Annotated in this window: 20 protein-coding genes and 1 pseudogene; 3 read left to right on the top strand and 18 right to left on the bottom strand. The window is 68.8% G+C overall.

Features of this window, described 5'->3' with window-relative positions; all coding sequences use genetic code 11:
* Positions 1-156 precede the first annotated feature (156 nt).
* The 5 genes and pseudogenes from ACQE3C_RS00555 to hisD all read right to left on the bottom strand — a co-directional run.
* Positions 157-294: pseudogene (locus ACQE3C_RS00555) on the bottom strand (transposase); the annotation flags it as partial.
* A gap of 121 nt (positions 295-415) precedes the next feature.
* Positions 416-1,078, bottom strand: coding sequence for an imidazole glycerol phosphate synthase subunit HisH (hisH, locus tag ACQE3C_RS00550; RefSeq protein ID WP_434537245.1), 663 nt, complete (start codon positions 1,076-1,078; stop codon positions 416-418).
* A complete protein-coding gene (hisB, locus tag ACQE3C_RS00545) occupies positions 1,071-1,706 on the bottom strand; it encodes an imidazoleglycerol-phosphate dehydratase HisB (protein ID WP_434537244.1) in 636 nt (211 codons plus the stop codon). Before hisB ends, hisH begins: the two co-directional genes overlap by 8 nt.
* The gene (locus ACQE3C_RS00540) at positions 1,703-2,866 is read right to left on the bottom strand and encodes a histidinol-phosphate transaminase (protein WP_434537243.1); all 1,164 of its coding nucleotides are present in this window, start codon (positions 2,864-2,866) and stop codon (positions 1,703-1,705) included. The genes hisB and ACQE3C_RS00540 overlap by 4 nt, the downstream gene beginning before the upstream one ends.
* The gene (gene hisD / locus ACQE3C_RS00535) at positions 2,859-4,175 is read right to left on the bottom strand and encodes a histidinol dehydrogenase (protein ID WP_434537242.1); all 1,317 of its coding nucleotides are present in this window, start codon (positions 4,173-4,175) and stop codon (positions 2,859-2,861) included. The genes ACQE3C_RS00540 and hisD overlap by 8 nt, the downstream gene beginning before the upstream one ends.
* 75 nt (positions 4,176-4,250) lie before the next feature.
* Between hisD and ACQE3C_RS00530 the strand changes: the two genes are divergently transcribed.
* On the top strand, positions 4,251-5,003 hold the full coding sequence (locus tag ACQE3C_RS00530; RefSeq protein WP_434537241.1) for a DUF554 domain-containing protein: 753 nt from the start codon (positions 4,251-4,253) through the stop codon (positions 5,001-5,003).
* On the opposite strand, the gene ACQE3C_RS00525 is transcribed toward ACQE3C_RS00530, so the two are convergent.
* Entirely contained in the window at positions 4,959-5,648 is a 690-nt protein-coding gene (locus ACQE3C_RS00525; RefSeq protein WP_434537240.1) for a hypothetical protein, read from the bottom strand. The genes ACQE3C_RS00530 and ACQE3C_RS00525 overlap by 45 nt on opposite strands.
* Before the next feature lie 13 nt (positions 5,649-5,661).
* Complete coding sequence (dnaE, locus tag ACQE3C_RS00520; RefSeq protein WP_434537239.1) at positions 5,662-9,183, bottom strand: DNA polymerase III subunit alpha; 3,522 nt, start codon at positions 9,181-9,183, stop codon at positions 5,662-5,664.
* A 192-nt stretch (positions 9,184-9,375) separates the two neighbouring features.
* On the opposite strand from dnaE, the gene ACQE3C_RS00515 reads away from it, so the two are divergent.
* Positions 9,376-10,296 (top strand): HNH endonuclease signature motif containing protein, encoded by a 921-nt coding sequence (locus ACQE3C_RS00515; RefSeq protein WP_434537238.1) that lies wholly within the window; start codon positions 9,376-9,378, stop codon positions 10,294-10,296.
* 4 nt (positions 10,297-10,300) lie between these two features.
* On the opposite strand, the gene ACQE3C_RS00510 is transcribed toward ACQE3C_RS00515, so the two are convergent.
* From ACQE3C_RS00510 to hisI, 11 genes are all read right to left on the bottom strand, one after another.
* Positions 10,301-11,767, bottom strand: coding sequence for a glutamate synthase subunit beta (locus tag ACQE3C_RS00510; RefSeq protein ID WP_434537237.1), 1,467 nt, complete (start codon positions 11,765-11,767; stop codon positions 10,301-10,303).
* Complete coding sequence (gene gltB / locus ACQE3C_RS00505) at positions 11,760-16,283, bottom strand: glutamate synthase large subunit (protein ID WP_434537236.1); 4,524 nt, start codon at positions 16,281-16,283, stop codon at positions 11,760-11,762. The genes ACQE3C_RS00510 and gltB overlap by 8 nt, the downstream gene beginning before the upstream one ends.
* 266 nt (positions 16,284-16,549) lie before the next feature.
* A complete protein-coding gene (gene lgt / locus ACQE3C_RS00500; RefSeq protein WP_434537235.1) occupies positions 16,550-17,422 on the bottom strand; it encodes a prolipoprotein diacylglyceryl transferase in 873 nt (290 codons plus the stop codon).
* 15 nt (positions 17,423-17,437) lie between these two features.
* Complete coding sequence (locus tag ACQE3C_RS00495; protein WP_434537234.1) at positions 17,438-18,091, bottom strand: SCO family protein; 654 nt, start codon at positions 18,089-18,091, stop codon at positions 17,438-17,440.
* Positions 18,084-18,899: a tryptophan synthase subunit alpha gene (trpA, locus tag ACQE3C_RS00490; RefSeq protein ID WP_434537233.1), complete on the bottom strand. Its 816-nt coding sequence runs from the start codon at positions 18,897-18,899 to the stop codon at positions 18,084-18,086. Before trpA ends, ACQE3C_RS00495 begins: the two co-directional genes overlap by 8 nt.
* On the bottom strand, positions 18,896-20,140 hold the full coding sequence (trpB, locus tag ACQE3C_RS00485) for a tryptophan synthase subunit beta (protein WP_434537232.1): 1,245 nt from the start codon (positions 20,138-20,140) through the stop codon (positions 18,896-18,898). The genes trpA and trpB overlap by 4 nt, the downstream gene beginning before the upstream one ends.
* A complete protein-coding gene (gene trpC, locus ACQE3C_RS00480; RefSeq protein ID WP_434537231.1) occupies positions 20,137-20,922 on the bottom strand; it encodes an indole-3-glycerol phosphate synthase TrpC in 786 nt (261 codons plus the stop codon). Before trpC ends, trpB begins: the two co-directional genes overlap by 4 nt.
* Before the next feature lie 3 nt (positions 20,923-20,925).
* Positions 20,926-21,180: an HGxxPAAW family protein gene (locus ACQE3C_RS00475; RefSeq protein WP_434537230.1), complete on the bottom strand. Its 255-nt coding sequence runs from the start codon at positions 21,178-21,180 to the stop codon at positions 20,926-20,928.
* 36 nt (positions 21,181-21,216) lie between these two features.
* Positions 21,217-21,621, bottom strand: a complete 405-nt coding sequence (locus ACQE3C_RS00470) for a Trp biosynthesis-associated membrane protein (protein ID WP_434537229.1) — start codon at positions 21,619-21,621, stop codon at positions 21,217-21,219.
* Positions 21,618-23,129 (bottom strand): anthranilate synthase component I, encoded by a 1,512-nt coding sequence (locus ACQE3C_RS00465; RefSeq protein ID WP_434537228.1) that lies wholly within the window; start codon positions 23,127-23,129, stop codon positions 21,618-21,620. Before ACQE3C_RS00465 ends, ACQE3C_RS00470 begins: the two co-directional genes overlap by 4 nt.
* Positions 23,126-23,488, bottom strand: a complete 363-nt coding sequence (hisI, locus tag ACQE3C_RS00460) for a phosphoribosyl-AMP cyclohydrolase (protein ID WP_434537227.1) — start codon at positions 23,486-23,488, stop codon at positions 23,126-23,128. The genes ACQE3C_RS00465 and hisI overlap by 4 nt, the downstream gene beginning before the upstream one ends.
* 152 nt (positions 23,489-23,640) lie before the next feature.
* Here hisI and ACQE3C_RS00455 point away from each other — a divergent pair, with 152 nt between their 5' ends.
* Positions 23,641-24,051, top strand: coding sequence for a YccF domain-containing protein (locus tag ACQE3C_RS00455; protein WP_434537226.1), 411 nt, complete (start codon positions 23,641-23,643; stop codon positions 24,049-24,051).
* The last annotated feature ends 188 nt before the right edge of the window (positions 24,052-24,239 follow it).

Raw genomic sequence — 24,239 nt, 5'->3', positions numbered from 1 at the left:
TATCGGATCGGCCCCGGGCCGGGCGGCTCGTCGGCCGGGAGCATCCACCGCTGGCGATGCCGAGGCTACCTGGCCGGTTGCTCCGATCGTGTGGTCAGACGTGGCTGACCCCGGGGTATCGTCTCGTCACAGCCATCTGTTGGACACGCGGATGACCTCGGGACACACGTGCGGCTCAAACGTGGCAGCCCGGTTCGACCCGTTACGGGAGTTTCCGCTGCCCCGACCCGCCCGATCATGCTTGTCATAGCCCAGATGAGCGGCCATCTCCTCCTCCAGCGCCGACTGGAGCACCTTTGGTCAACGCGGTCAGCACCCGTTGCTGCCCCATGATCTGATTCTCGATCCACCCAGCCCACCCGGGCATCACACCGAGAACCACTCACACAAAGTTCCTGACAGACCCACCGTGATCTTACGAGGCTGACGGTCCGCCGAGCCGCACCTCACCGACTCTGCGCAGCCAACGTCCCAGCAGCCGACCACCCGCCGCACCGGACTTCTCCGGGTGGAACTGCACACTGGTCAACGCACCATGCTCGACCGCGGCCACGAACCGGTCACCCTCGTGCTCGGCCCAGGTGACCAGACCCTCGAAGCCGTCAGGCAGGGAGCGCACCCCGTAGGAGTGCACGAAGTAGTAGCGCTCCCCCAGATCGGTGAACAGGCGCGTGCCCGCCGGAGCCTCGACTGTGTTCCAGCCCATGTGCGGCAGCCGCGGCGCCTCGATCTGCTCGACCACCCCGGGAAGCACCCCGATCCCGGCACGCTCGACCCCATGCTCACGGCCCAGCCCGAACATCACCTGGTGTCCCACGCAGATGCCCAGCACCGGGCGACCGGCTTCCAGCCGCTGCCGGACGAGGTCGTCACCGCCGGCCTGCTGCAGCCCGTCCATGCAGGCGGCGAAGGCACCGACACCGGGAATGACGACACCGTCGCAGTCGGCGATCTGCTCGGCGCTGCCGAGCACGACCTGCGCGCCGGCCGCCTCCAACGCCTTGACGGCCGAATGCAGGTTGCCCGAACCGTAGTCCAACACTCCGACGGTCGGTGCTGTAGGACCTTCCTCAGGCATTCAGCGTTCCCTTGGTGCTGGGCACGCCCACGGTGCGCGGGTCGAAGGAGACCGCGGTGCGCAGCGCACGGGCCAGGGCCTTGAACTGGGCCTCGACGATGTGGTGCGGGTCGCGGCCCGAGATGAGCCGCAGGTGGATGCACAGGCCGCTGTTCAACGCGAACGACTCGACCACGTGGCGGGTCATCGAACCGGCGTAGGGCACGCCGGAGCCGCCGATCAGGGCGTAGACCTGCCCCTCGGGCTCGCCGGTGTGCACGACGTAGGGGCGCCCGGCCACGTCGACCGTGCAGTGGGCCAGCGCCTCGTCCAACGGGATGGTGGCATCACCGTAGCGGGTGATGCCGGCCTTGTCGCCGAGGGCGATCTTGAGTGCTTGGCCCAGCGCGATGGCGGTGTCCTCGATGGTGTGGTGGCCGTCGATGTGCAGGTCACCGGTGGCCTTGACCTTCATGTCGATGCCGGAGTGCCGGCTCAACGCGGTGAGCATGTGGTCGTAGAAGCCCACACCGGTGTCGATGTCGTACTCACCGGTGCCGTCGAGGTCGATCCACACCGAGATCGTCGATTCGCTGGTGGTGCGTTCGATGCTGGCGGTGCGGTGGGGCTGGGTGGTGGCGTCGGTCATCGGGATTCCTCGCTGGGGGTGGTGGTCACGCGGGCAGGGTGCTCGGCGAGCACCTCTTCCAGCGCGCGGCGGAAGGCGGCCATCTCGTCGGGGGTGCCGGCCGAGACCCGCAGGAAACCGTCCGGCCCGGTCTCGCGGACCAGGACCCCGCGGTCGAGCAGGCCCTGCCACACGGGATGGCGGTCGGCGAAGCGGCCGAACAGGCAGAAGTTGGCCTGACTGGGCACGACCTCGAGGCCGCGGTCACGCAACCACGACTGCAACTGCTGGATCTGGATGCGCAGCTCGGAGACATTGGACAGCATCTCCGGGGCGTGGGCCAGCGCCACCCGGGCCAGCGCCTGGGTCTGGGCCGACAGGTGGTAGGGCAGCCGGACAATGCGGCAGGCATCGACGATCGCGGGAGCTGCCGCGAGGTAGCCCACTCGTCCGCCGGCGAAGGCGAAGGCCTTGCTCATGGTGCGGCTGACGACCAGTCGTCCGAACCGCGACAGCAGGGCGCAGGCCGAGTCCTCGGGGAACTCGGTGAACTCCTGGTAGGCCTCGTCGACCACCACCAGCGCCTCGGTGCCCTCGAGCACCTCTTCGAGCACGCTGGCCGGGATGGTGGTGCCGGTTGGGTTGTTCGGGGTGGTGATGATGACCACGTCGGGCTGGTGCTCGGCGATGGCGGACAGGATGTCGGTCGAGGTCAGGGTGTAGTTGTCGCGGCGGGGTGCGGTGACGTAGTTGGTCAGGGTGTTGCGGGCGTACTCGGGGTACATCGAGTAGGTCGGCGCGAACGACAGCACGGTGCGGCCCGGGCCGCCGAATGCCTGCAGCAGGTGGGTCATCACCTCATTGGATCCGTTGGCGGCCCAGATGTTCGCAGCCGCCAGGCCGAAGCCGAGGTAGCGCGCCAGGTCTCGGCGCAGGTCGGTGGCCTCCCGGTCGGGGTAGCGGTTGACCTCGGTCGCCAGCGAGCTGACGGCACGCGCCATGTCGTGGATGATGGCGCCGCTGGGCGGGTAGGGGTTCTCGTTGACGTTGAGGCGCACCGGCACGTCGAGCTGGGGGGCGCCGTAGGGCTCCTCCCCCACCAGTTCCGGGCGCAGGGGCAGGTCAGCCAGAGCGATGTCGGGGCCGGGAATCGTGGGCTCGATGTTGCTGGACTCACTCATCGGTGGGCTCCCCTCGTCGAACGGTGATGGCATTGGCGTGGGCGGGCAGGTGCTCGGCGCGGGCGAAGGCCTCGACGCCGTCAGCGATCTCGAGCAGCGCGTCGCGGCTGTAGTCGATGACGTGCATCGCCTTCATGAAGCTGCGCACGGTCAGCCCGGAACTGTGGCAGGCGCAGCCGGCGGTGGGCAGCACGTGGGTGGAGCCGGCCGAGTAGTCCCCCAGGGAGACCGGCGCCCAGGACCCGACGAAGACGGCGCCGGCGTTGGTGACCCGGGCGGCCACCGCGGCGGCGTCCCGGGTCTGGATCTCGAGGTGCTCAGCGGCGTAGGCATTGACGACGGCCAGGCCCTGCTCGAGGTCACGGACGAGCACGAGCGCCGACTGCGGGCCGCCCAGTGACGTGCTGACCCGCTCACGGTGTTCGGTGGCGGCGACCTGGGTGGCGAGTTCAGCTTCGACGGCGTCGACCAGCCCGGCCGAGTCGGTAACCAGCACGGCGGCGGCCATCGGGTCGTGCTCGGCCTGGGAGATCAGGTCGGCCGCGACGTGAACGGGGCTGGCCGAGTCGTCAGCGAGGACGGCGATCTCGGTGGGGCCCGCCTCGGCGTCGATGCCGACCTTGCCACGCAGCAGGCGCTTGGCGGCGACCACCCAGATGTTGCCGGGGCCGGTGATCATGCTGACCGGCGTGCACAACTCGGGCACCCCATGGGCGAACATCGCGATGGCCTGGGCTCCGCCGACGGCGTAGACCTCGTCGACGCCCAGCAGTGCGCACAGGGCCAGGATGTTGGGGTGCGGCAGCCCCCCGAACTCGGCCTGCGGTGGGGAGGCGACGGCGATGGACCCGACCCCGGCCTCCTGGGCCGGGACGACGTTCATGATCACGCTGGACGCCAGCGGCGCCAGGCCGCCGGGCACATAGAGGCCGACCCGGTCGACGGGGACGATGCGGGTGGTGATGGTGGCACCCTCGGCGACCGCAACCCGCTTGGCCGACTCCTCGACCTCCCCCAGCTTGCAGACCGCACGGCGGCGCTCGATGGAGACCTCGAAGGCCTCACGCAGAGTCGGGTCCAGCTCGTCGCGGCACCGGGCCAGGGTCTCGGGGGCGACGCGGAAGGAGTCGGGCACCACGCCGTCGAACTGTTCGGAGAAGCGGCGCAGCGCGGCCTCGCCCTCGGTGGCGACCGCATCACTGATCGGGCGCACCTTCTCGACGGCATGCTCGACGTCGAAGTCCGCCCGCGGTACGAGGGTGCGGTAGTCCGCGTCGGTCACTGCGGTGAGGTCAATGCGTCGAATCACACGGGTCAGTCTACTGACCTCTCACCCGTGGTCAGCACGTCTTCCCCCGGGTGGGCGTCCCCTACAGTGACAACCGTGGGGTTCATTGGTCTGGGCACTGCCGTCAACGTCGTCACCATCGTGGTCGGCTCGCTGGTCGGGCTGGCGCTGGGCAGCAAGCTCGATGAACGCACCCGCACCACCATCACCCAGGTCCTGGGCCTGTGCACCCTGGTGATGGGAGCCACCACCATGCTGCCCATGCTGGGGGCCAGGCTGACCGAGGCCGTGCCCGGTGGGGCTGTCTTCCTGGTCGCCATCCTGGTGCTCGTCGTGGGCACCGTGGTCGGGTCGCTGCTGCGCCTGGAGGACCGCACCGAGACCCTGGCCGCCTGGCTGCGCCGCCTGCTGGTCCGCGACGAGGGCGCCGGCAACGAACGCCAGACCCGCTTCGTGAACGGCTTCGTCACCAGCACCCTGCTGTTCTGCATCGGGCCGATGGCCATCCTGGGCTCGCTGCAGGAAGGCCTCGGGCAGGGAGCCTCCACCCTGATGATCAAGGCCATCCTCGACGGGGTCGCCTCCATCGCCTTCGCCTCGGCGCTGGGCATCGGGGTGATGGCCTCGGCGTTGGCCGTCGGCGCCTACCAGGGCACCTTGACGCTGCTGGCCTGGCTCCTCGGCGACGTGTTGAACGGCCCCCAGGTCGACATGATCTCGGTGGTCGGCGGGGTGATGCTGCTCGGGCTCGGGATCCGGCTGATCGGCCTGAAGGACATCAGGGTCGGCGACATGGTGCCCGCCCTACTGCTCGCCCCCATCACGGTCTGGGGCCTGGCGCTGGTCTGAGGACGGCGTCGACTGGCCGGTCACCCGCGGCCCACCCGGCATCGCAGGCTCGGACACCTCGCTGCGCCACCCCTCGGACCGGCCGGGCGGTTCACCGAAGAAGGCCGAGGCGATCATCACCGGCAGGATCGCCCCGAAGGGCCAGGCGGCCAGCGCAGCCCTGGCCCGCAGTTCCAGGTCGATGCTGACTACTTCGCCGGGGACCGCCTGGCCCAGTCGCTCATCGAAGTCACTCGGTCCGACCACGGTCCCGAGCCACCAGCACAGCAGTGCAGCGATGGCCGCGGCCGCAAGTACCAGCGGCACCACGACCCAGCCGCGTCGTCCGAACCACCGCCAACCCCAGGCACCGATGGCTGCCCCGAGCACGACGCCGATGACCACGAACCAGAAGTCCGCCGAAAAGAAGCCGGCCAGCCCGCGTTCGGTCATCGTCGCTGACCCGTTCTCGGCGACCGTGTAGCCGGGCAGCCCCGCGACGGCCTGCCAGAGCAGCCCGGCAAGCAGGCCGATGGGGACCCCTGCCGTGACGAAGGCCAGCATGCGGCGATTGCCGGGCGACAACCGGCTGACCGGGCGTTCCAGCAGCCCGGGCGAGTCCGGGGACCAGGGCTCGGAGTCGGAGCTGTGCGCGACGTGGGTCATGGACGCGATCCTCTCAGGCCAGGCAGGAAGGCCCCAACAGAGCCTTCAGGTCGGCCATCAGCGGCTGCGACGGGCTCACCCGCAGTTCCTCATGCAGGCGGAAGGTGGTCTCGCGGTCGTTCGACAGCAGGGTCACCCGGACCTCCTGCACACCGGGGTGCTGGCGCAGCACGCCCTTGAGCTGTTCGACGACTGGCGGGGTGCACCGGCTCACCGGCAGTTGGATGGTGACCGGCCCACCCCCACCCTCGGTGGTGATCTCCGGCAGCGAGACGTCGGAGGCCTGGATGGTGACCGAGTCGTCGTCACGCCTGACCCGCCCGGACACCTTGACCACGACGTCGGTGGCCAGTTGCATGGCGACCTGTTCGTAGGTCCGCGAGAAGACCATCACCTCGACGCTGCCGTCGAGGTCCTCGACGTTCAGGATCGCCCAGATCTGACCGGTCTTGGTCTGCTTGCGGGTCAACTGGGTGACCATGCCGCAGATGGTGACGACCGCCCCTTCGGGGGGACCGTCCGGGGACGCCACCGCACCCAGGGAATGGTCCCGGTGGCGCTGGAGCACGTGTTCGAGCCCCTGCAGCGGGTGGTCGGAGACGTAGAGGCCCAGCATCTCGCGCTCGAAGGCCAGCCTGGTCGCCTTCTCCCACTCGGGCAGTTCGGGCACCTCGGCATGCTGGTTGACCGACTCCTGCTCGTCGGCGCCGCCGAAGGCACCGAACAGGTCGTCCTGGCCGTTGGCCTCGTTGCGCTTGAGGGTGATCACCGCGTCGATGGCCTGCTCGTAGACCTCCATCAGTGCCCGGCGCGGGTGGTTCATCGAGTCGAAGGCACCGGCCTTGATCAGGGACTCGACCATGCGCTTGTTGCACACCACCAGCGGCACGTGGTCGAGGAACTCGCCGAAGTTCGCGGCCGGCCCATGTTCCTGCCGGGCGGCCACGATGCCGTCGACGACGTGGTGGCCGACGTTGCGGATGCCCGAGAGGCCGAAGCGGATGGCATCACCGACGGCGGTGAACATCGCCTCGGACTCGTTCACGTCGGGCGGCAGCACCTGGATTCCCATGTGGCGGCACTCGGCCAGGTAGATGGCCAGCTTGTCCTTGTCGTCCTTGACCGACTGCAGCAGCGCCGCCATGTATTCGGTCGGGTAGTTCGCCTTCAGGTACGCCGTCCAGTATGAGACCAGCCCGTAGGCCGCCGAGTGGGACTTGTTGAACGCATAGTCCGAGAACGGCAGCAGGACGTCCCAGACGGTCTGCATCGCCTCGTGTGAGTAGCCGCGTTCGGCCATGCCGGCGCGGAACACCTCGTACTGGGCGTCCAGTTCCTTCTTCTTCTTCTTGCCCATGGCCCGGCGCAGCATGTCGGCGCTGCCGAGGGTGTAGCCGGCCAGCTTCTGGGCGATCGCCATCACCTGTTCCTGGTAGACGATCAGGCCGTAGGTCTCACCCAGGATGTCGGCCAGTGGTTCCTCGAGCTCGGGGTGCAGCGGGGTGATCGGTTCCCGGCCGGTCTTGCGGCGGGCGTACTTGTTGTGCGAGTCGGCGCCCATCGGGCCCGGACGATACAGCGCACCGACGGCCGAGATGTCTTCGAACTTGTCGGGCCGCATCGAGCGCAGCAGCGAACGCATGGGGCCGCCGTCGAGCTGGAAAACGCCCAGGGTGTCGCCGCGCTGGAGCAGTTCGAAGGTGGCCGCGTCGTCCATCGGCAGGTCTTCCAGGACGACGTCGACGCCACGGTTGCTGGTGATGTTGCGCAGGGCGTCGTCGAGCACCGTCAGGTTGCGCAGGCCCAGGAAGTCCATCTTGATCAGGCCCAGTGACTCACAACCCGGGTAGTCGAACTGCGTGATGATGGCGCCGTCCTGCTCGCGCTTCATCAGCGGGATGATGTCGATCAGCGGCTCGGAGCTCATGATCACGCCGGCGGCGTGCACACCCCACTGCCGCTTGAGGCCCTCGATGCCCCTGGCCGTGTCGACCACCCGGGCGACATCGGCATTGGACTCGTACAGCTCGCGGAACTCGCGGCCCTCGGCGTAGCGGTCATGGTCGGGGTTGAACAACTCGGGCAGCGGGACGTCCTTGCCCATCACCGCGGCCGGCATGGCCTTGGTGATCTGGTCGCCGATCGAGTAGGGCATGTCGAGCACCCGGGCGGAGTCCTTGACGGCCTGCTTGGCCTTGATGGTGCCGTAGGTGATGATCTGGCTGACCCGGTCGGAGCCGTACTTGTTGGTGACGTAGGCGATCACCTCGCCGCGGCGACGGTCGTCGAAGTCGATGTCGAAGTCGGGCATCGAGACCCGCTCGGGGTTGAGGAAGCGTTCGAACAGCAGGCCGTGCTCGATCGGGTCGAGGTCGGTGATGCGCAGGGCGTAGGCGCACATGGACCCTGCACCGGAGCCTCGTCCGGGACCGACACGGATGCCGTTCTCCTTGGACCAGTTGATGAAGTCGGCCACCACCAGGAAGTAGCCGGCGAAGCCCATCTTCAGGATGATCTCGTACTCGAAGCGCGCCCGCTCGGTGACCTCGGCGGGCACACCGTCCGGGTAGCGGCGGGCCAGCCCGGCCCGGACCTCCTTGACGAACCAGGAGTCCTCCGTCTCACCCTCGGGCACCGGGAACTTGGGCATGTAGGTGCCCATGCCCTCGGTGAACTCGGTCTGGCAGCGTTCGGCGATCGCCAGGGTGTTGTCGCAGGCCTCGGGCAGGTTGCTGAACAGCTGGCGCATCTGCTCGGCCGACTTCAGGTAGTAGCCCGAGCCGTTGAACTTGAATCGTCCGGGGGTGTCGAAGCGGGCGCCGGCCGAGACGCACAGCAGCGTGTCGTGGGCGTGGGCGTCGTCCTTGCCGACGTAGTGCAGGTCGTTGGTGGCGACCAGCGGCAGGTTCAGCTTCTTGGCCAGCCGCAGAAGGTCGTCACGCACATTGGTCTCGATGTCGAGGCCGTGGTCCATCAGCTCGACGAAGAAGTTGCCCTTGCCGAAGATGTCCTCGAATTCGGCGGCCGATTCGACGGCGTTGTCGAACTGGCCCAGGCGCAGGTAGGTCTGCACCTCACCCGAGGGGCAGCCGGTGGTGGCCAGCAGGCCCTGGGAGTACTGGTTGAGCAGTTCCCGGTCGGCGCGCGGCTTGTAGAAGAACCCCTCGAGGCTCGAGCGGGTGCTCAGCCGGAACAGGTTGTGCATGCCCTCGGTGTTCTCGCTCCACATGGTCATGTGGGTGTAGGCGCCCTTGGACGCCACGTCGTCGCCGGTGCCGTCACCGAACTGGACGCGCTTGCGTTCGCTGCGGTGGGTCTTGGGGGTGAGGTAGGCCTCCAGCCCGATGATGGGCTTGATCTCGGCCTTCTTCGCGGCCTTGTAGAACTCGTAGGCGCCATAGAGGTTGCCGTGGTCGGTCATCGCGATGGCCGGCATCCCCAGCCCGGCCGCCTTCTGGGTGAGGTCGGCCACCCGGGCCGCTCCGTCGAGCATCGAGAAGTCCGTGTGGCAGTGCAGGTGGACGAACTGGTCCATGCAGGTTTCCCTCCCCATCCGTGACGACGGTGACCCAGCCTAACCCCGTCCACCGACAAGTCCGACACCGGAACAGTTGGTATGCGCCGAAAATAGTTGTCCACAGATCTGGCGGTGGGCTTGTGTGGCGTCCCCGTAGTTGAGCTAATAGTACAACTGTTCGATACTAGACGACGTGGCGAGGTGCTCCGGATGGGATCCGACGCCGCACCACAGGCCGTGCCAGGCCTGCCACCACCGCCGAGACCGAAGCGCAAGCCGAGGCCGGCGCTTGACCAGCGCCCGTCGCAGGAAAGGTTCGCCCGCGCGGAGTTCAGCGCCACCGGCGCCCGGCAGAAGCTGGTCGCCCTGAATGATGCCTTCCTCGCCAAGTGCCGTGCCGAGGCCGAGGAGTTCCGGCTGTATGCGGAATACGCCGACGAGTACCGGTTCATCCCCGAGGAGAGCCCCGTGCTGGCCGGCACCGAACGCCTGATGACCTGGGGAGGCGACGGGTTCGACCCCGACTGCCCGGCCCGAGGGCAGCGAGGCCACACCTGTGGAACGGTCACGGTCGACCCCGAGCAGTTGCTGCCCCGCGCCCAGCTCTTCGTGCACCTGTCCGAAGCCACCCTGCGCGCCGGCGAAGGGCTGATGCGGGTCGAGAAGGCCGGTGGGCTGCTGGCCGACTGGGTCAAGGAACTCAACGGCAACACGAGAGTCACCGTGCGCCCAGTGCTGCACCCCGACCAGCTCGCCACCTCCGACTCCTACGAGGTGCCGGCCCGGATGCGGGAATGGGTCACGCTGCGCAACACCCACGAGGCGTTCCCGTTCTCCCAGCGACCCTCCCGGGGGCTCGACCTGGACCACACCATCCCGTGGCGGCCGACCCCGGCCGGACAGGAACCCCTGACCCGGCCGGACAACCTGGCCCCGCTGTCACGGAAGGTCCACCGGGCGAAGACCCACGGCGGCTGGCACCTCAGCCAGCCGCTACCGGGCACCTTCCTGTGGCGCTCGCCACTCCGCTTCGGCTACCTGGTCACGCGCAGCCACACCTGGCTGGTCGAAGACCCCACCGGACGCATCCTGCCCCGCCCCGATGACGGAGAGGACTCCCCCGCCGCCTGAGAACTCACGCCAGCAGCTGGCGCTCCTGGGGGCCGATGGGCCGCGGCAGCACCGAGGTGCCCATCAGGAACTCGTCGACCCCGCGGGCAGCCGATCGTCCCTCGGCAATCGCCCAGACGATCAACGACTGGCCGCGGCCGGCGTCACCGCAGACGAAGACGCCGGGCACGTTGGTGGCGTACGACTCGTCGCGGGCAATGTTGCCGCGCTCGTCGAGCTCCACGCCCAGCTGGTCGACCACCGAGTCCGTCTCAGGGCCGGTGAAGCCCATGGCCAGCAGCACCAGGTCAGCGGGGATCTCGCGCTCCGACCCGGGCACCGGCACGAACTTGCCCTGGTCGAAGGTGACCTCGTGCAGCTTCAGCGACTTCACCCGGCCCTGCTCGTCACCCACGAACTCACTCGTCGAGACCGAGTAGGTCCGCTCGCCGCCCTCCTCGTGGGCCGAGCTGACCCGCATGATCATCGGGTAGGTCGGCCACGGCTGGTGCGCGGGGCGCTCATCGGGCGGGGTGGGCATGATCTCGAGCTGGGTGACCGAGGCCGCACCCTGACGGGTCGAGGTGCCCAGGCAGTCGGCACCGGTGTCGCCACCGCCGATGATCACCACGTGCTTGCCCTCGGCCGTGATCTGGTTCTCGACCTCCTGGCCCAGCGCAGCACGGTTCGCCTGCGGCAGGAACTCCATCGCCTGGTGAATGCCTGCCAGTTCACGCCCGGGCACCGGCAGGTCGCGGGCCTTGGTCGACCCGATCGCCAGCACGACGGCGTCGAAGCGCTCCAGCAGCTGTTCACCGGTGACGTCGACACCAATGTTGGTGCTGGGACGAAATACCGTGCCCTCCAGGGTCATCTGCTTCAGTCGACGGTCGACGACCGACTTCTCCATCTTGAACTCAGGGATGCCGTAGCGCAGCAGGCCGCCGATGGCGTCAGCACGTTCATAGACGACCACGGTGTGGCCCGTGCGGGTCAGCTGCTGGGCCGCGGCCAGTCCGGCGGGGCCGGACCCGATCACGGCCACCGTCTTCAGCGAGTGCCATTCGGGCATCTGCGGGGTGACGCGGCGGTCGTCCCAGGCCTTGTCAATGATGGCCACCTCGACGTTCTTGATGGTGACCGGGTCACCGACCAGGCCGACCACACAAGCGGTCTCGCAGGGCGCCGGGCACAGGCGTCCGGTGAACTCGGGAAAGTTGTTGGTGGCGTGCAGCCGGTCGGCGGCCGGCACCCACTCATCACGCCAGACCAGGTCGTTCCACTCGGGAATCAGGTTCCCCAGCGGGCAGCCGGTGTGGCAGAACGGGATGCCACAGTCCATGCAGCGCCCGGCCTGCTTGCTGATGATCGGCAGCAGGGCCCGCCCCGGACCTTCGGGGTAGACCTCCCGCCAGTCGTTGACGCGCTCCTCGACGGGCCGGCGGGTGGCCACCTCGCGGGGGGTGGTCATGAATCCACGGGGATCAGCCATGAGCGGCCTCCATCATCAGGTCGGTGGTCTGGGCTTCGGTCAGGCCGAGGCTCTTGGCCTCGGCCTCGGCGGCCTTCACCTTGGCGTAGTCGCGGGGAAGGATCTTGGTGAAACGGCGCGACAGTTCGTCGCGACCGGCATCCAGCAGGCGCTGGGCGACATCGGAGCCGGTGTGGTCGCGGTGGCGGGTGAGCAGGTCGGTGACCCGGTCCAGGTCGACCTCGGTCAGCTCGAGCGGGTCGACCATCTCGGTGTTGAGCCGCTCCTGGGCCAGGTCGAGCACCCAGGCCACGCCCCCGGACATGCCGGCGGCGAAGTTGCGCCCGGTCGGGCCGAGCACGAGGGCCTCGCCCCCGGTCATGTACTCACAACCATGGTCCCCGACGCCCTCGACCACCGCGGTGGCACCGGAGTTGCGCACGCAGAAGCGCTCACCGACCACGCCCCGCAGGTAGATCTCACCGGAGGTGGCGCCGTAGCCGATCACGTTGCCGGCCACGATCTGCTCCGACGCGGTGAACGGGGCATCGGCCGGCGGGGTGACGATGATGATGCCGCCGCACAGGCCCTTGGCGACATAGTCGTTGGAATCACCCACCAGCTTCATGGTCACACCGCGGGGCAGGAACGCACCGAAGCTCTGGCCACCGGTGCCGGTCAGGGTCAGGCTGATGGTGTCATCGTCGAAGCCCTCGCCGCCGGTGGCCTTGGTGACCTCGTGGCCCAGGAGAGTCCCGGCGGTGCGGTCGACGTTGCGAACCTCGAAGCTGGCCTCGACCCGCTCACCGCGGTCCAACGCCGGACGAGCGGCCTCGATCAGGGCCACGTCGATCTTCTCGTCCAGCCCGTGGTCCTGGCTGACGGTGTGGTGGCGCGGGGTGCCCTCGGGCACGTCGACCAGGTGCAGGATCGGTGCCAGGTCCAGACCCTTGGCCTTCCAGTGCTCGACGGCAGGCTTGGCGTCGAGCGCCTCGACCTGGCCCACGGCCTCCTCGATGGAGCGGAACCCCAGCTGGGCCAGCAGCTCACGCACCTCTTCGGCGATGAACATGAAGAAGTTGACCACGTGCTCGGCCCGCCCATGGAAGTGCTCGCGCAGCTTCGGGTTCTGGGTGGCGATGCCGACCGGGCAGGTGTCCTTGTGGCAGACCCGCATCATGATGCAGCCCGAGACGACCAGCGGCGCGGTGGCGAAACCGAACTCCTCGGCACCCAGCAGGGCAGCGATCACGACATCGCGGCCGGTCTTGAGCTGGCCGTCGGCCTGGACGACGATGCGGTCACGCAGCCCGTTGAGCAGCAGGGTCTGCTGGGTCTCGGCCAGGCCGAGTTCCCAGGGCCCACCGGCATGCTTCAGCGAGGTCAGCGGCGCAGCACCGGTACCCCCGTCATGGCCGGAGATCAGCACCACGTCGGCCTTGGCCTTCGCCACGCCGGCGGCAACCGTGCCCACACCGACCTCGGCCACCAGCTTCACGTGCACCCGGGCGGCCGGGTTGGCGCACTTCAGGTCGTGGATGAGCTGCTTGAGGTCCTCGATGGAGTAGATGTCGTGGTGCGGCGGCGGTGAGATCAGACCCACCCCCGGCGTCGAGTGGCGGGTCTGCGCCACCCACGGGTAGACCTTCGGGCCGGGCAGCTGTCCGCCCTCACCGGGCTTGGCACCCTGGGCCATCTTGATCTGGATGTCGGTGGCGTTGCTCAGGTAGTCGCTGGTCACCCCGAAGCGACCCGAGGCGACCTGCTTGATGGCCGAACGGCGCTCGGGGTCGTAGAGGCGGTCCTTGTCCTCGCCACCCTCACCGGTGTTCGACTTGGCGCCGAGCCGGTTCATAGCGATCGCCAGGGTCTCGTGGGCCTCTGCCGAGATGGAGCCGTAGCTCATCGCACCGGTCGAGAAGCGCTTGACGATCTCGCTGGCCGGTTCGACCTCGTCGATGCTGATCGGGGTGCGGGCGGTGCGCAGGTGCAGCAGCGAACGCAGGGTCATCGCCCGGCGCGAGTTCTCGTCGACCAGCGAGGAGTACTTCTTGAACACGTCGTAGCGGCCGGTGCTGGTGGCGTGCTGCAGGCGGAAGACCGTCTCAGGGCTGAACAGGTGCTCCTCACCCTCGCGGCGCCACTGGTACTCACCACCCATCACCAGGGTGCGGTGCGCCAGCGGGATCCCCGAGTCCGGGTAGGCGATCAGGTGGCGCCGGCGCACCTCCTCGGCGATCTCGTCCAGCCCGATGCCCTCGATGCGGCTGGTCGTGCCGGTGAAGTACTCATCGACGAAGTCCTGGGCCAGGCCGATGGCCTCGAAGACCTGCGCGCCGGTGTAGGACGCGATGGTCGAGATGCCCATCTTCGACATGACCTTCAGCACGCCCTTGCCGAGCGCCTTGCGGACGTTGTAGATCGCCTGCTCGGGCGTCACGTCGATGTAGAGCTCGCGGCGGGCCAGGTCTTCGGCCGACTCGAACAACAGGTAGGGGTTCACAGCGGTCGCGCCGTAGCCGACCAGCAGCGCGACATGGTGCACCTCGCGCACGTCACCGGCCTCGACGATCAACCCGACCAGGTTGCGGGTCTTCTCCCGGACCAGGTGGTGGTGCAGCGCGGAGGTCAGCAGCAGCGACGGGATCGGCGCCAGTTCGGCGGTGGAGTGCCGGTCGGACAACACGATGGTGCGCGCACCCTCGGCGATGGCCTGGGAGACCTCCTGGCGGATCTCGGCCAGGCGCCACTCGAGGGCGGCTCCCCCACCGTCGACCTCGTAGAGGCCGTTGACGACGTGGCTGGCGAACTCGGGCAGGTCACCGTCCTGGTTGATCCGGATGATCTTGGCCAGGCCGTCGGAGTCGAGGATCGGGTAGTCGATGGTCAGCTGCCGACACGACTCGGGGGTGCCCACCAGCAGGTTGGTGCGCGGCCCGATGGTGGCGGTCAGGCTGGTGACCAGTTCCTCACGGATCGCATCCAGCGGCGGGTTGGTCACCTGGGCGAACAGCTCGGTGAAGTAGTCGAAGACCAGCTTGGGCCGCTGGGAGAGCACCGCGATGGGGGTGTCAGTGCCCATCGAGCCGATCGGCTCGGCGCCGGTCTGCGCCATCGGGGCGACGATCAGGCTGAGTTCCTCATCGGTGTAGCCGAACAACTGCTGGCGGCGGGTGACCGAGGCGTGCGAGTGCACGATGTGGGTGCGCTCGGGCAGGTCGGCCAGGGTCAGCCGGCCGGCGTCGAGCCACTCCTGGTAGGGCTTGGCGGCCGCGAGTTCACCCTTGATCTCCTCGTCGGAGATGATCCGCTGCTGCTCGAGGTCGATCAGGAACATCCTGCCTGGCTGCAGGCGTCCCTTCTGGACGACGTGGGCCGGCTCCAGCGGCAGCACACCGGCTTCGGAGGCGAACACGACCAGGCCGTCGTCGGTGACCCAGTAGCGGGCCGGGCGCAGGCCGTTGCGGTCGAGCACACCACCGATGACGGTGCCATCGGTGAAGGTCATGCAGGCCGGGCCGTCCCAGGGCTCCATGATCGAGGAGTGGAACTCGTAGAAGGCGCGTCGTGCCGGGTCCATCTCGGTGTGGTTCTCCCACGCCTCGGGGATCATCATCAGTACGGCGTGCGGCAGCGAGCGCCCGCCCAGGTGCAGCAGTTCGAGCACCTCGTCGAAGGACGCCGAGTCCGACGCCTCGGGGGTGCAGATCGGGAACAGCCGATCGAGGTCGCCGGGAATGCGGTTGGACCGCAGCTGGGCTTCGCGCGAACGCATCCAGTTGCGGTTGCCGCGCACGGTGTTGATCTCACCGTTGTGGGCGATCATCCGGTACGGGTGGGACAGCTCCCAGGCCGGGAAGGTGTTGGTCGAGAAGCGGGAGTGGACCAGCGCCAGCGCCGAGGCCATCCGCGGGTCGCTGAGCTCGGGGTAGACCTCGCCGAGCTGGTCGGTGGTGAGCATGCCCTTGTAGACCATCGTGCGCGCACTCAGCGAGGCAAAGTAGATGTCGTGCTCCCGCTGGGCGCGGTTGCGCAGGGCATAGGTCTGCCGGTCCAGGTGGATGCCCTGGACGCCGGTCTCGGCGCTGACGAATAGCTGGGCCATGTGCGGCATGGCGCCCAGTGAGATCGGGCTGAGGGTGTCGGTCTCGACGGGCACGTCGCGCCACCCGTGGACGACCAGGTCCTCCTCCACGGCCAGGGACTCCAGCCGCGACTTCACCTGCGCCCGGGCGCGGGCGTCGGTGGGCAGGAAGGCGATGCCGACGGCATAGAAGCCGGCCTCGGGCAGCTCGAAGTCGACCACCTCGCGCAGGAAGGCGTCGGGCACCTGGATCAGGATGCCCGCACCGTCACCGGCGGCGGTGTCAGCGCCGGTGGCGCCACGGTGGTCGAGATTGCGCAGGGCTTCCAGGCCCTGGGCCACGATCTGGTGGCTGGCCTCACCACTGAGCTGGGCAACGAAGGCCACGCCGCAGGCGTCATGCTCGTAGGCCGGGTCGTAGAGACCCTGCTTCGTGTGATGAGCAAACACCATGGTTACCTCCGTCATGATCGCCCGGGTGCATCCGCGCACCCGAGGGCATGCAGCGGCGCACCGGGACCCCTTGTTGTTCCGTGCTGTGCCACCCAACACCGAAACCGGCTGTGCAGGCAAGGCGATCCCAGAATCTGAACGAGGGTGTTACATCCGTGTTTCACGCCCGTAAACCGCCGGAACCGCGCGCAGACCAGCGTTTTTCGGACATCAGTGAAGGCGCGGGTGCGGTGGGCCTGTCACATGATTGTTACCTGTGAAAGGCCTTACCGAGCCTCGGCGTCCTCGTCCTCGTCGGCCTCGGCGTCGGCGTCAGCGTCGGGGAAGGGCTGCTCGACGATCCCGGGACGGAACTTGCCGAGCAGCAGGAAGCCGGCCACGCCGAACAGGAACAGCAGCAGCGCGATGAACCCGTTGATGCGCAGGCCCAGCACGATGTTGGCCGGGTCGAGGCGCAGCTGCTCCATCAGGAAGCGGCCGGCACCGTACCAGGCGACATAGACCATGAAGACCCGGCCGTTGCCGAGCTTGAAGCGGCGCTCGGCCCACAGCAGCACACCCACCCCGGCGAAGTTCCACAACATCTCGTAGAGGAAGGTCGGGTGGAAGGTCTCGTACTGGCGGAACTCGCGGGGCCGGTGCGCCTCGTCGATCTGCAGCCCCCATGGCAGGTCGGTGGGTCGGCCGTAGAGTTCCTGGTTGAACCAGTTGCCGAGTCGTCCGATGCCCTGGGCCAGCAGGATGCCGGGGGCGAAGACGTCGGCCATCGTCGGGAAGCTGTAGTTGTTGCGGCGGCAGAACCACAGCACCACGGCGGCGCCGAAGGTGACCCCGCCGATGATGCCCAGGCCGCCCTCCCAGATGCGCAGCGCCGACCAGGGGTCGCGGCCGGGGCCGAAGTAGTCCTGCCAGCGGGTCAGCACGTGGTAGACGCGGGCACCCACGATGCCAGCGAGCACCGCCGCGACCACCATGGTTTCCATGTTCTCGGAACGACCACCGCGGGCCACGAAGCGGCGCCGCACCAGCCCCCAGGCCACGAAGATGCCGGCCAGGATGCACAGCGCATAGAAGTGGATGGTGAGCGGGCCGATGCTGAAGCTGTTGATCGAGGGGCTGGGGATGTCCAACAGGATCATCGCGGGTTCCTTCGTTCAGGCCGGTTGTTTGTCGACCAGGTTGGTGATGTCGTCCTTGTAGTCACCGATGGAGGTGCCCTGGGTCCACAGCACCTGCGCGGTGCGGTCGGCGCCGAACCCGTAGACCTGGGTGCCGTGCTCGATCTCGTAGCCGCCGCTGGGCAGCTGGCTGGTCTGTTCCATGGTGATGCCCAGGTCGAACCCGGCCTGCTTGATGACCTCGAGGTCACCGGTCAGCCCGATGAACGACGGATCGATGCGCTCGAGGTAGGCCTTCATCACCTCGGGGGTGTCCCGGGGCGGGTCAGTGGAGACCAGCACCACGGTCGACTCGGCCTGCACCTGCTCACCGGCACGCTGCCGGGCGCTGGCCAGGTCGGCCAGGATGCCGGGGCAGATGTCGGGGCAGTTGGTGTATCCGAAGAACAGCAGCACCACCGGGGTGGTCACATCCTTGGCCAGGGCGAAGGGGTTGCCGTCCTGGTCGGTCAGCGTGATGTCCGGCAGCGCGGGGCCACCGGTCAGCTGGGTGCCGGCCAGGTAGCCACCGGGCCGCTCCCCCACCTTCGCGACCGAACCGCCGTCGTCGCTGCTGCAGCCCACCAGCGCGACCGCCAGTGCCCCGGCACCGAGCCCGGTGAACAGGCTTCGTCGGGTGAGTTCAGCCACGGCGCACCCCGGCGGCCAGGTCCTCGGTGACCTCGCGCAGGCGGGTCAGGTCGTCGGACCCGTTGCGTTCGTTCTCGATCAGGCAGTTCACCAGGGCCGACCCGACGATGGCCCCGTCGGCGTAGCGGCACACCTCGGCGGCCTGGTCACCGTTGCTGACCCCCAGCCCGATGCCCAGCGGCAGGTCGGTGACCTTCCGGGCACGGGCGACCAGCCCCTCAGCCGAGGACGAGCCCTGGTCGCGCACCCCGGTGACCCCCATCAGGGCGGTGGTGTACACCCAGCCGCGGCAGGCATCGGTGGTCATCTTGAGCCGCTCATCGGTCGAGGAGGGGGCGATCAGGAAGATGCGGTCCAGCCCGTACTTCTCGGAGGCCTCCATCCATTCCTCGGCCTCGTCGGGGACGAGGTCAGGGGTGATCAGCCCCGAGCCGCCGGCATTGGCCAGGTCACGGGCATAGGCGTCGACACCGTAGGCATCGACCAACGCCCAGTAGGTCATCACCACGGCGGGGGTGCCGAAACCGGTCACCGCCTCGACGGCCTTCATGGTGTCGCTGGTGCGCACCCCACGCTCCAGAGCGCGGGTGCCGGCGTGCTGGATGGTGACCCCGTCCATCATCGGGTCGCTGTAGGGGGCACCGATCTCGACCAGGTCGACGCCACGGCCCTGCGAGCCCTCGCAGATGGCCCGCATGGCCTCGATCGAGCCGGGCACCGACGGGTAGCCCACCGGCAGGTAGCCCACCAGCGCCCCGCGTCCCTCGGCCTTGGCCTTCAGGTAGGCCTGCCCGCTGCTCTCACTCATGCCAGTTCACCCTTCACTTCGTCAGGGGTGCCGTCCAGGCCGAACCACTTCAGCGCGGTCGCCACGTCCTTGTCGCCGCGACCGGAGATGCAGACCAGGATGGTGGGCTGCTTGCCCTCGGCGACCAGTTCCAGCGCCCGGCGCCTGGCGCCCGCCAGGCCGTGGGCCGACTCGATGGCCGGCATGATGCCCTCGGTGCGGGTGAGCAGCGACAGGGCTTCCATGGCCTCGGTGTCGGTGACGGGCTGGTACTCGGCTCGTCCGATGCTGGCCAGGTAGGAGTGCTCGGGGCCGACCCCCGGGTAGTCGAGGCCCGCCGAGATCGAGTGCGACTCGACGGTCTGGCCGTCCTCGTCCTGCAGCACGTAGGTGCGCGCACCGTGCAGCACGCCGACGTGGCCGGCGCTGATCGGGGCGGCGTGGCGACCGGTCTCCATGCCGTCACCACCGGCCTCGAAGCCCCACAGGGCCACCTCGGGGTCGGCGATGAAGTCGGCGAAACTGCCGATCGCGTTGGACCCGCCACCCACGCAGGCGGCCACGGCATCGGGCAACTGCCCCCAGGTCTCGAGCAGCTGGGCACGGGCCTCGGTCGAGATGACCCGCTGGAACTCGCGGACGACCTCCGGGAACGGGGCCGGGCCACCGACGGTGCCGATCAAGTAGTGCGTGTTGTCGACGGTGCTGACCCAGTCGCGCATCGCCTCGTTCATCGCGTCCTTGAGGGTCTGGCTGCCCGAGGCCACCGCGACGACCTCGGCACCCAGCAGCTGCATCCGGGCGACGTTGAGGGCCTGGCGTTCGGTGTCGACGCGACCCATGTAGATCTTGCACTCCAGCCCGAGCAGGGCGGCGGCGGTGGCGGTGGCGACCCCGTGCTGGCCGGCGCCGGTCTCGGCGATGACCCGAGTCTTGCCCATCCGCCTGGTCAGCAGGGCCTGGCCCAGGACGTTGTTGATCTTGTGGCTGCCGGTGTGGTTGAGGTCCTCGCGCTTGAGCAGGATCCGCGCCCCACCGCAGTGCTCCGAGAACCGCTTCGCCTCGGTGACCGGCGAGGGACGACCGGCGTAGTTCTTGCGCAGGTCATCGAGCTCGCCCAGGAAGGCGGGGTCGGAGACGGCTGCCCGGAACTCGGTCTCGAGCTCGGCCAGCGCCGCCTGCAATGCCTCGGGCACGTACTTGCCGCCGAAGATGTCGAAGTGGCCGCGCGCATCGGGCAGGGTGGGGTCGTACTCACTCACTCGGGAATGCTCCTCAACAAGGCCTGGACGGCCGTGGTCGGATCGGGGTGGCGGACCAGGGTCTCGCCGACGAGCAGCACCTGCGCACCCTCGTCATACAGCCTGGCGGCATCGGCCGGGCCGGTGATGCCGGACTCGGCGACATTGACGCAGTCGTCGGGCAGCAACTCCACCAGCGACGAGAACTGGGCCAGGTCGACGTCCAGGGTCTGCAGGTTGCGGTTGTTGACCCCGATCAGCTCGGCGCCCAGGTCGACGGCGCGGCGGGCCTCGTCGGCGGTGTGCACCTCGACCAGCGGGCGCAGGCCCAACTCGAGGCTCAGGTCATGCAGCCGGCGCAGTTCGGCGTCGTCCAGCGCAGCAACGATCAACAGCACGAGGTCGGCGCCGTGGGCGCGCGCCTCGACGACCTGGTAGTCGGTGACGATGAACTCCTTGCGCAACACCGGGATGTCGACCCTGGCGCGCACCGCGGCCAGGTCAGCCAGGCTGCCGCCGAAGCGACGCTGCTCAGTGAGCACGCTGATCGCGGCCGCCCCACCGGCGGCGTAGGACGCGGCGAGTTCGGCGGGGTCGGGGATGTCGGCCAGCTCACCCTTGGACGGGCTCTTGCGCTTAACCTCGGAGATCACCGCGAGCCCGGGGGCCCGGAAGGCGGGCATCGGGTCGAGCGGTGGCGCGACCTCGCCCAGGCGTGCCTCGAGGTCCGCGAGGGGGGTGGCGGCCATGCGGGGGGCCAGGTCTTGGCGCACCCCGACGATGATGTCGTCCAGGACTCCCACGACTCAGCCGTGACCCAGTCCGGCGGCCTTCATGATCCAGGTCACGATGAACGCGGCGACGATCAGGCCGGCACCGATGTAGACAAGCAGCCACATGGGGCCGAGCACCGCGCCGACGCCGGCGAGCACGAAGCCGATCATGGCCATGATGACGCCGGTCCAGATGGCAGGACTCTGGCTGTGGTGGTAGTACTTCACCGTCTTGCCGTTCTTGGTCTTGACGATGGTATGGGTGTGATCCTCGATCTGCTGGGTCATCGCTCATCCTTCCTCATGGCGTCGCCTCGGTTCACCCTATCGCTCTTCGGCGGCGGTCGGGTCGTGGCCTTCATCCATGGCCTTCCAGACCTCCAACGCCGGCGCGCGGTGGTCGACCGACTCGCCGCCACGCTCGAAACGCGAGCGCCGTGCCGCCCAGCTGTAGGCCGTCAGGACGACCAGGACCGCACCCACCAGGCCGAGACCGGACCCGACGACACCCCAGGGGTTCACCGGGTCCAGGCCGAGCGCCAACCACCCGGCGAGCAGGCTGACCAGCACCAACAGCACACCGATGATGCGCTTGCCGAGGTTGCCGACCACGAACAGCAGGCAGGTGCCGGCCAGCACCGCCCAGCCGATCGGGTTGTCACCCACCAGGGCAGCGACGAGTCCCCCGATCGCGGCCAGCAGCGGGCCCAGCCACTTCGTCCGGTTCACAGGCTTTCCAGGTGGTGGGCACGCCAGACCGCGGTGAGCGCGGCCATCGCCTTGTGCTGGCACTCCTGGTCTTCGGTGAGCGGGTCGGAATCGGCGACGATGCCGGCACCGGCCTGCACGTAGGCGGTGCCGTCCTTGACCAGGGCGGTGCGGATGGCGATGGCGGCCTCGGCGTTGCCGGCGAAGTCGAAGTAGCCGACCACTCCCCCGTAGACGCCGCGGCGGGTCTTCTCGAGGCGATCGATGATCTCCATGGCGCGCACCTTGGGGGCGCCGGACAGGGTGCCGGCCGGGAAGCAGGCCAGCAGCGCCGCGAGGCTGGAGTGCCCCGGGGCGAGTTCACCGGTGACTTCGGCCTCGAGGTGCATGACGTGGGAGTAGCGGTGCACCTGCATGAACTCGGTCACCTCAACGGTCCCGGGCACGCACACCCGGCCCAGGTCGTTGCGGCCCAGGTCGACCAGCATGACGTGCTCGGCGCGTTCCTTCGGGTCGTCGGTGAGTTCGCGTTCCAGGGCGGCGTCGAGGGCGGGCGTGGCGCCGCGCGGCCGGGTGCCGGCGATCGGACGAGTGGTGGCCCGGCCGTCGCGCACCGTCACCAGCGCCTCGGGGCTGGCCGAGACGATGGCGAAGCCGGGCAGCCGCAGCAGGAACAAGTAGGGGCTGGGGTTGGTCATCCGCAGTTCGCGGTAGACGCTGAGGGCATCGGCGCTGCAGGGCAGTTCGAAGCGTTGGCTGGGGACGACCTGGAAGACCTCCCCAGCTCGGATCTCCTCGACGGCGTCGCGCACCATCTGCTGGAACTCCTCGCTGGTGCGCTGCCGGACCAGGTGTGCGGCCAACTCGTCGCGCGAGACGGGCTCGCCGCGGCGGGCGGCCATCGACTGGTGCGGTTCACGCAGGGTGGCGGCCATCGCCTCGAGGCGGGCCACGGCCTCGTCATAGGCCTGCCCGGCACGGTCGGTGGTGGCATCGAGGTTGATGGCGTTGGCGACCAGCCACAGTTCCCCGCGGTGGTGGTCGAGCACGGCCATGTCGCTGGCCAGCATCAGCAGCATCTCGGGCAGTTGCAGGTCGTCAACGGTGCTGTCGGGCAGGTTCTCGAGGCGGCGCACCACGTCGTAGCCGAGGTAGCCGACCAGGCCTGAGGTAAGAGGCGGCAGGTCGGGGTCGGCCGGGGTGTGGAAGGTCGCCAGCATCTGCTCGGCGATCTCCAACGGGTCACCCTCGGCGCTGATCCCCTCGGGGACCGCACCGAGCCAGGCGGTGCGTCCGTCCTGCTCGTAGAGCGTCGAGGCGGCGTTGACGCCGATGAACGACCAGCGCGACCAGGCACCGGCCTCGGCCGATTCGAGCAGGAAGGTCAGTTCCCGGTCACCGCACAGCCGCTGGTAGAGGCCGACGGGGGTCTGGTCGTCTGCGACGATGCGGGCGTGGACGGCGATGACGCGGTCCTCGGCGCGGGCCAGGAACTCCTCGCGGGTCGGGCTGATCTGCAGGCTGCTCACTTGGTCACCCCCGCCGGCAGGTCGAGGGGCAGCAGGCCGGCGTCGAAGCAGGTGTCATCGCCGGTGTGGCAGGCGCCGCCGGACTGGTCGACCTGCAGCAGGATCGTGTCACCGTCGCAGTCCAGCCGCACCTCGCGCACGGCCTGGGTGTGGCCGGAGGTCGCGCCCTTGACCCACAGTTCATCGCGGCTGCGTGACCAGTAGGTGGCCTGCCCGGTGGTGAGGGTGAGGTGCAGGGCCTCGTCGTTCATCCACGCCTGCATCAGGACGGCACCGGTGGTGGCGTCCTGGGCGATGGCGGCGACCAGGCCGGCCTCATTGCGCTTGAGGCGGGCGGCGATGGTGGGGTCAAGGGACATGGGGGTGATTCTAGGGCGCCGGACGAAGCGGCTCCGCCCCACGGCCGGGGGTGACCCTGAGCCTCCCCCGGATGAGGGGGCTGCAGCCGCGTGGTGGGGGTGGCCGCACGTAGGCTTGAAGGACCCCTGATCGCTTCTCCCGGAGGTCTTGCATGCGCACCCTGCTCAACCTGGTCTGGTTCATCTTCGGCGGCTTCTGGCTGGCCCTGGGCTACTTCTTCTTCGGCATCATCGCCTGCATCTTCATCATCACGATCCCCGCCGGCGTGGCCTCGTTCCGGATGGCCCGCTACGCCCTGTGGCCCTTCGGCAAGGCCGTCGTCGAGAAGACCGGCGCCGGTGCCGGTTCGGCCCTGATGAACGTCATCTGGTTCCTGGTTGCCGGCCTGTGGCTGGCCATCGGCCACATCACCACCGCCGCCGCCCAGGCCATCACCATCATCGGCATCCCCCTGGCGATCGCCAACCTCAAGATGATCCCGGTGACCTGCTTCCCCTTCGGCAAGGACATCGTCGACACCGACCACATCCCCCCACACCTGCGCCCCCTGCACAGCCTCTGACCCGGCCCGGGCGCGACCTCGCCCTCGTCCGACCTGCAAACCTTGCACCACAGCAACGAATACACGCCGCCCCACCCGGACGAGGTGCATTCCTTGCACTCACGCAAAGACTGCAGGTTCGAGCATCAGCACACCCAACCGTCGGCCCCGGTCTGCAGCGCGAACCCACGTCTGCGACGCCCCTCCCC

Origin of the sequence: Aestuariimicrobium sp. Y1814 (assembly GCF_050113895.1) — a bacterium.
Taxonomy (GTDB): domain Bacteria; phylum Actinomycetota; class Actinomycetes; order Propionibacteriales; family Propionibacteriaceae; genus Aestuariimicrobium.
This window is presented reverse-complemented; position numbering and strand designations above follow the sequence as displayed.

Excerpts from the sequence above, each read along its gene's own strand:
- ACQE3C_RS00510 (WP_434537237.1), bottom strand. The coding sequence starts at position 11,767 with ATGGCTGATCCCCGTGGATTCATGACCACCCCCCGCGAGGTGGCCACC.
- ACQE3C_RS00515 (WP_434537238.1), top strand. The coding sequence starts at position 9,376 with ATGGGATCCGACGCCGCACCACAGGCCGTGCCAGGCCTGCCACCACCG.
- gltB (WP_434537236.1), bottom strand. The coding sequence starts at position 16,283 with ATGGTGTTTGCTCATCACACGAAGCAGGGTCTCTACGACCCGGCCTAC.
- trpA (WP_434537233.1), bottom strand. The coding sequence starts at position 18,899 with ATGAGTGAGAGCAGCGGGCAGGCCTACCTGAAGGCCAAGGCCGAGGGA.
- hisI (WP_434537227.1), bottom strand. The coding sequence starts at position 23,488 with ATGTCCCTTGACCCCACCATCGCCGCCCGCCTCAAGCGCAATGAGGCC.
- ACQE3C_RS00540 (WP_434537243.1), bottom strand. The coding sequence starts at position 2,866 with ATGAGTGAGTCCAGCAACATCGAGCCCACGATTCCCGGCCCCGACATC.
- ACQE3C_RS00475 (WP_434537230.1), bottom strand. The coding sequence starts at position 21,180 with ATGACCCAGCAGATCGAGGATCACACCCATACCATCGTCAAGACCAAG.
- dnaE (WP_434537239.1), bottom strand. The coding sequence starts at position 9,183 with ATGGACCAGTTCGTCCACCTGCACTGCCACACGGACTTCTCGATGCTC.
- ACQE3C_RS00525 (WP_434537240.1), bottom strand. The coding sequence starts at position 5,648 with ATGACCCACGTCGCGCACAGCTCCGACTCCGAGCCCTGGTCCCCGGAC.
- hisH (WP_434537245.1), bottom strand. The coding sequence starts at position 1,078 with ATGCCTGAGGAAGGTCCTACAGCACCGACCGTCGGAGTGTTGGACTAC.
- hisB (WP_434537244.1), bottom strand. The coding sequence starts at position 1,706 with ATGACCGACGCCACCACCCAGCCCCACCGCACCGCCAGCATCGAACGC.
- ACQE3C_RS00455 (WP_434537226.1), top strand. The coding sequence starts at position 23,641 with ATGCGCACCCTGCTCAACCTGGTCTGGTTCATCTTCGGCGGCTTCTGG.
- lgt (WP_434537235.1), bottom strand. The coding sequence starts at position 17,422 with ATGATCCTGTTGGACATCCCCAGCCCCTCGATCAACAGCTTCAGCATC.